This is a genomic window from Streptomyces sp. AC627_RSS907 (assembly GCF_019049165.1).
On the sequence record NZ_JAGMUE010000663.1, the window covers coordinates 1 to 845 of the forward strand.

Annotated in this window: 1 protein-coding gene and 1 pseudogene; both read left to right on the forward strand. The window is 63.8% G+C overall.

Annotated elements, in window-relative coordinates:
* Positions 1-225, forward strand: a pseudogene (locus tag KUM32_RS37670) (ABC transporter substrate-binding protein); the annotation flags it as partial.
* Between the two features lie 116 nt (positions 226-341).
* The coding region (locus tag KUM32_RS37675; RefSeq protein ID WP_217146334.1) for an ABC transporter permease at positions 342-845 on the forward strand (504 nt) is incomplete at its 3' end.

Sequence of the window (845 nt, forward strand, 5' to 3'; positions counted from 1 at the left end):
GACAAGAAGTTCGATGACCTGGTGAAGAAGGCGGACAACGCCAAGACGCTGGAGGAGTCGGCCAAGGAGTACAACCTGGCCGAGCAGCAGCTCAAGAACACCTTCCCGGCCATCCCGCTCTGGTACTACAAGGTCAACGCTGGTTACTCGAAGAACGTTTCGAACGTGAAGTTCAACCAGAAGGGCGACCCGATCCTCACCGACATCACGGTGAAGCAGAAGTAGTCGTCGGACGTTGATGCCGAGGGGCGCCCCGAACCGGGCGCCCCTCGGGCCACGGGGGCAGCCGGTTCCTTACCTGGAGCGCGGCTGCCTTCGGCCGACCCCAGAACGGAGGCACGATGGGGCGATACGTCGCGCGGCGACTGCTCCAGATGATCCCGGTCTTCATCGGGACAACCTTTCTCATCTTCGTCATGGTGCGTACCCTGCCCGGCGACCCCATCCGGGCGCTGTGGGGTGACAAGGCGCCAGACCCCACCCAGCTCGCCGCGCTCCGTCATGAGTACGGGCTCGACGACCCGCTGTGGCAGCAGTACCTGGACTACATGAAGGGCCTGTTCCAGGCGGACTTCGGCAAGACGGTCGGCGGTCGGCCGGTTTCCGAGATCCTGACGGACGCCTTCCCGGTCACCATCCGGCTCGCCATCATCGCGCTCCTCTTCGAGATGATCCTCGGCCTCGTCCTCGGCGTCTTCGCCGGCATGAAGCGGGGCAAGATCGTGGACCGCGGGGTGCTGATCCTCACCCTGCTGGTCATCTCGATCCCGGTCTTCGTTCTGGCCTACATCTTCCAGACGGTGTTCGGCACGGAACTGGGGTGGACCACACCAACGGTCCAAGAC